General features: G+C 65.1%; 6 protein-coding genes. 4 read left to right on the top strand and 2 right to left on the bottom strand.

The window, feature by feature from the left end:
• Positions 1–9 precede the first annotated feature (9 nt).
• Positions 10–1305 (top strand): MBL fold metallo-hydrolase, encoded by a 1296-nt coding sequence (locus TNMX_RS00060; protein WP_038028189.1) that lies wholly within the window; start codon positions 10–12, stop codon positions 1303–1305.
• Here the strand turns inward: TNMX_RS00060 and metF are convergent.
• Positions 1302–2183, bottom strand: coding sequence for a methylenetetrahydrofolate reductase [NAD(P)H] (gene metF, locus TNMX_RS00055; RefSeq protein ID WP_038028188.1), 882 nt, complete (start codon positions 2181–2183; stop codon positions 1302–1304). The two genes, TNMX_RS00060 and metF, sit on opposite strands and share 4 nt — an antisense overlap.
• 53 nt (positions 2184–2236) lie before the next feature.
• Here metF and TNMX_RS00050 point away from each other — a divergent pair, with 53 nt between their 5' ends.
• Genes TNMX_RS00050 through TNMX_RS00040 form a run of 3 tightly spaced genes read left to right on the top strand, consistent with a single transcriptional unit; the run spans position 2237 to position 4274 of the window.
• Positions 2237–2827 carry a nicotinamidase gene (locus TNMX_RS00050; RefSeq protein WP_038028181.1) on the top strand — a complete coding sequence of 197 codons (591 nt, stop codon included), beginning with the start codon at positions 2237–2239 and terminating at the stop codon, positions 2825–2827.
• Positions 2828–2860: 33 nt separating this feature from the next.
• Positions 2861–3481: a hypothetical protein gene (locus tag TNMX_RS00045; protein ID WP_038028180.1), complete on the top strand. Its 621-nt coding sequence runs from the start codon at positions 2861–2863 to the stop codon at positions 3479–3481.
• The gene (locus tag TNMX_RS00040; protein ID WP_038028179.1) at positions 3471–4274 is read left to right on the top strand and encodes a histidinol-phosphatase HisJ family protein; all 804 of its coding nucleotides are present in this window, start codon (positions 3471–3473) and stop codon (positions 4272–4274) included. Before TNMX_RS00045 ends, TNMX_RS00040 begins: the two co-directional genes overlap by 11 nt.
• On the opposite strand, the gene TNMX_RS00035 is transcribed toward TNMX_RS00040, so the two are convergent.
• Positions 4250–4519, bottom strand: a complete 270-nt coding sequence (locus TNMX_RS00035) for a hypothetical protein (protein ID WP_038028191.1) — start codon at positions 4517–4519, stop codon at positions 4250–4252. The genes TNMX_RS00040 and TNMX_RS00035 overlap by 25 nt on opposite strands.
• Positions 4520–4541: the final 22 nt, after the last annotated feature.

Raw genomic sequence — 4541 nt, 5'->3', positions numbered from 1 at the left:
GATAAAGGCATGCGCATCGTACCTTTTGGCGCCGCGCGGGAGGTCACGGGAAGCTGCCACCTCCTCTTGGCCGAGGGCAGGAAGGTCCTCCTGGACTGCGGCATGTTCCAGGGGCGCGAGGAAGAGAAGAACCACACCCCCTTTGGCTTTGACCCCCAGGCGGTGGACGCCGTGGTCCTTACCCACGCCCACCTGGACCACGTGGGCCGTCTGCCCAAGCTTTTCCGGGAGGGGTATAGGGGGCCGGTCTACGCCACCCAGGCCACCTTCTTGTTGATGCAGATCATCCTCCAGGACGCCCTAAAGGTCATGGAAACCCCCTTTTTCGAGGAGGAGGATGTGGAGGAAGCCCTCCGCCACGTCCGCCTCCTGGAGTTTGGGGAATGGCTCAGGCTGGGGGACCTTACCCTCACCTTCGGCCAGGCAGGGCACCTTCCGGGAAGCGCCTTCGTGGTGGTCCAGGGGGAGGGGAAGACCCTGGTCTATAGCGGGGACCTGGGCAACCGGCAAAAGACCGTCCTCCCCGACCCCTCCCTGCCTCCCAGGGCGGATCTGATCCTCTGCGAGGGCACCTACGGGGACCGGCCCCACCGCTCCTTCGCCGCCACGGTGCAGGAGTTTTTGGAGATCCTGGAACGAACCCTGGGCCAAGGCGGCAAGGTCTTCATCCCCTCCTTTGCCGTGGAGCGCGCCCAGGAAATCCTCTTCCTCCTCTACGAAAACGGCCACCGCCTGCCCGAGGCCCCCATCTACCTGGACTCCCCCATGGCCGAGCGGGTCCTTGACCTCTATCCCCGGCTGGTGCGCTACTTCAGCGAGGAGGTGCAGGCCTACTTCCTGGCGGGGAAGAATCCCTTCCGCCCCCGGGGGCTTCGGGTGGTGGAAAGCGTGGAGGAATCCAAGGCCCTAAACCGCGAGCCCGGCCCCATGGTGATCATCGCGGGAAGCGGCATGCTCACCGGGGGGCGGATCCTCCACCACCTGAAGCACGGCCTTTCCGATCCCAAGAACACCTTGGTCTTCGTGGGCTACCAGCCTCGAGGGGGCCTGGGAGCCGAGATCATCCAAAGGCCCGAGCGCATCCGCCTCCTGGGGCAGGAGATACCCCTTAGGGCCAGCGTCCACACCCTGGGCGGCTTCTCGGGGCATGCGGGGCAGGACGAGCTTCTGGACTGGCTGGAAGGGCAACCCCGGGTAGCCCTGGTGCACGGGGAGGAGGAGAAGCTAGGGGAGCTTCAGCGGCTTCTCGCCCAGCGGGGCCAGGCAGCCCACCTGGCCACCTTCGGGGAGGCCATCGGGGTTTAAGGCTGGGGCTTAAAGCCAAGCCTCTCCAAAACCATGCGGGTGGCCGGGCTTTTATTTAGGGTGTAAAAGTGCACTCCCTCCACCCCGGCCTCCAAAAGCTCCGCCACCTGGCGGGTGGCGTGCTCCACCCCGATCTCCAGGATGGCCTTAGGATCCTCCTGGTACCTTTCCAGCCTGGAAAGAAGGGGTCCGGGGATGCTGGCCCCGCAGACCTCGGTGAAGCGGCGGAGCTGGGTGTAGCTGGTGATGGGCATGATGCCGGGGAGGATGGGGATTTCTATGCCCATCCTCCTGGCCCTTTCCAGGAAGCCGAAGTAGTGGGCGTTGTTGAAGAACAGCTGGGTGATGGCGAAGTCCAGCCCCGCCTCCACCTTGGCCTTGAAATGGCGCAGGTCGGCCTCGAGGCTTTCGCTTTCCGGGTGCCCCTCGGGGTAGGCGGCCCCCCCCACGGAAACCCCTTCCCCATAGCGGCTCCGGATAAAGGCCACCAGCTCCATGGCGTAGCGGAACCCCTCGGGATGGGGTCTAAACACCCTCTCCCCTTGGGGAGGGTCGCCACGGAGGGCCAGGATGTTCTCCACCCCGGCCTCCACGAACCGGTCCAAGACCCCCGCCACCTCCTCTTGGCTCTGCCCGGCCACGGTGAGGTGGGCCAGGGCGTTCAGCCCCAGGTCCAGGATGCGCTTGGCCCAGAGGACGCTGCGATCCCTCGTGCTCCCCATGGCCCCATAGGTGATGGATACGAAGGCCGGCCGGAAAGCCTTAAGCTCCTCCATGGTGCGAAAAAGGGCCTCCTCCCCTTCCGGGGTCTTGGGGGGAAAGAACTCAAAGGAGAAAAGGGGCCCTTCTTGCGCCTTCAGGAGGTCCCGTATTTTCATGCGCTAGAGTGTAGCCCCTCCCCTCCCCCTGGTCAAGGTGGCAAAATAAGGATATGGTAGAGGTTCCGGAAATCCCCAAGGTGGAAGGCCTGGAGCTTCCCGCCAGGGAAACCGCTTTGATCGTGGTGGACATGCAAAACGACTTCGCCCACCCTCAAGGTGCCCTTTTCGTGCCCGATGCTCCCAAAAGCGTTCCGGCCATCCGGCTTCTTCTGGAAAGGGCGCGGCAGGCAGGGGCAAGGGTGGTCTACACCCAGGACTGGCACCGGGAGGACGACCCCGAGTTTAAAATCTGGCCCCGGCATGCGGTGGCGGGCACCTGGGGGGCAGAGATCCTGGAGGACCTCCGCCCCGAGCCGGGGGACCTGATCATCCAGAAGGTGCGCTACGATGCCTTCTACGGTACCCCCCTGGACCACTACCTGCACCTTTGGGGGGTAAAGCACGTGGTGGTGACGGGCACCGTGGCCAACATCTGCGTGCTCCACACCGCGGGCTCCGCCGCCCTTCGCTGGTACCGGGTGGTCCTCCCGGAGGACGCCACCAGCGCCCTTACCCCCTTTGACCTTCAGGCCGCCTTGCGCCAGGTCACCTTCCTCTACCAGGGCCAGGTAACCCGGGCCGAGGGAGTGCGCTTTGTTTGATCACCCGGTCCTAAGCCACCTGGCTTGGTACCTATGGCGAACCCTGGACTAATCCCCTTGGCCCAGGCGGAAGGCCGGGGGGAGGTTTCCCTCCTGAAGCGAGCCCAGAGCCTGGGTTTCCCCGTGGCGGAAACCTGGGTGGTGGGGCTTTGGGAGGAGTTCGCCCGCCTCAACAACCTTCCCGAGCGCATCGAAAGGCTCTTCCAGGGTGTGTTCGGCGTGCGTATAGATGAGGAACGCCTCCTCCTGGCGGCGGAAGAGGCGGAAAGGGCCGTGCGGGAAAGCTACCTCCTGCCCGAACGGGCCGAGGCCTTCCTGGAGACCCTCAAGGGAAAGGGGCCCTTCCTCCTCCGCCAGCCGGGGGAAGGAACCCACCACCTGGCCCAGACCCCAAAGGAGGCCCTATTCGCCCTGAAGCGGCTTTGGGCGGAGGTCTTTCGGGTGGAGGCCATCCTGGAGCGCCACCCCCTCCTCTTCCCTCCCTCGGTTCCCGTTCTGGTCCAGGCCCTGGGTATCCCCGGAGAGGATACCGTGCCCGAGGCCCAGGAAGACCCCCTTCTCTCCTTGGATCTCTCGGAAGCCTTGGGGGAAAGGGTGGTGGTGTTCGCCTCTCGAGGCCTGGTCTTGCGGATAGAATCCCAGCATGGTGGATAGCCACCTCCATACCCCCCTTTGCGGCCATGCCCAAGGGGCCCCCGGGGAGTACCTCTTCCACGCCCGGAAGGCTGGGCTAAAGGGTGTGGTCTTCACCGACCACAGTCCTATGCCCTCCTGGTACGATCCCATGAGCCGCATGCGCCTCGAGGCCCTGCCCTTTTACCTCCTGGCCCTGGAGAAAATCCGGGAAGATCACCCGGATCTTTACGTGGGGATCGGCCTCGAGGCCGACTTCCACGAGGGCACGGAGGAGTTCGTGCGGACCCTGCTTAAAGGCTACCCCTTCGACTACGTGATCGGCAGCGTCCACTACCTGGGGGCCTGGCCCCTGGACCATCCCGACCACCAGGAGGAGTACCGCTGGCGGGACCTGAAGGAGATCTTCCAGGCCTACTTCCAGGAGGTGGAAAAAGCGGCAAGAAGCGGCCTCTTTCACGCCATCGGCCACCTGGACCTGCCCAAGAAGTTCGGCCACCGCCTTCCAGAAGAAGCCCTTGTGGAGCTGGCCGAACCCGCCCTTAGGGCCATTGCGGAGGAGGGGCTTCTCCTGGACGTGAACACCGCCGGGCTTAGGAAGCCCATCGGGGAAATCTACCCCGCCCCCGCCCTCCTGCGAAGGGCCCGGGAGCTTGGCATTGGGATCGTCCTGGGCTCCGACGCCCATGCTCCCGAGGAGGTGGGTTTCGCCTTTCCCGAAACCCGGGCCCTCCTCGCCGCCTTAGGTTTTCAGGAGGCCTACTACTTCCGCGAGGGCAGGCCGGTGGCCTACTCCCTGTCCAGGGCCTCGTAGATCTGGCCCCGCCTTGCCCCTAAGGAGAGGTCCTCCCGGCGCCCCCCGGCGGCCTCGTAGGCCCGCACCGCCCTCAGAAGGCGCAAAAAGGCCTCGGCGCAGGGGTCAGGAGCGGGGGCCTCGTACTCCATGAAGGTCACCCGCTCGTACTCCTCCCGGTACTGCGCCTCCTCCCGCTCCACGCAGTCCTCGTAGGCCTTTAGGGCCTCCTCCACCTCGAGGCGGGCAGGTTCCAGGGCTGGCATAGGCACCTCCTTAAGTTTTAAT

The sequence above is a fragment of the Thermus sp. NMX2.A1 genome (assembly GCF_000511705.1).
In the GTDB taxonomy this organism is placed as follows: Bacteria; Deinococcota; Deinococci; order Deinococcales; family Thermaceae; genus Thermus; species Thermus scotoductus.
Note: the sequence above shows the minus strand (reverse complement) of the source record. Positions and strands in the feature narration are given on the sequence as shown.